The organism is Mesorhizobium sp. LNHC252B00, assembly GCF_000502955.1.
In the GTDB taxonomy this organism is placed as follows: domain Bacteria; phylum Pseudomonadota; class Alphaproteobacteria; order Rhizobiales; family Rhizobiaceae; genus Mesorhizobium.
The window spans coordinates 1-493 of record NZ_AYWO01000119.1 but is presented as its reverse complement, the minus strand read 5'-3'; the positions used below and the strand labels follow the sequence as shown (position 1 = coordinate 493).

General features: G+C 66.1%; 1 pseudogene. It reads left to right on the top strand.

Annotated elements, in window-relative coordinates:
- Positions 1-493: pseudogene (locus X744_RS0139300) on the top strand (bifunctional aldolase/short-chain dehydrogenase); the annotation flags it as partial.

Here is a 493-nt window from a genome sequence, read left to right as displayed (position 1 = left end):
GCGGCGATCGCGCCCATGCTGCGCGGCGCTGTAGCGGCGCCACGCGGCGAAGGTCGCTTCGACCGCATGATCTCTGACTTCCGCACCTCGGACGCGATCGTCGATTTCATCAGTTCTGCAGAGATCGCCGACTATGCAGGACGCGGCGTGTCGACGCCGGATCTGTCGATCCGCATCAAGACCGGGCCGATGGCCGTGCCAGCGCCCGACGCCGACAAGATCGGCGACTACAAGGCCGTAATCCAGAACCATGTCGACGCTTTCGCCAAGGATTACCGCGCCTATTTCGAGACCAATGACGCGCTCGACGACGTCAAGCGCACCATGCTCGATCCGATGCCCCGGCTGACGCTGGTGCCGGGGCTCGGCATGTTCGGCCACGGCCGCACGCTGAAGGACGCAAGGATCGCCTCGGACGTTGGCGAGATGTGGATCGAGGCCGTGCGCGGCGCCGAGGCCGTCGGCCGTTTCCACCCGCTATCCAAGGCCGACC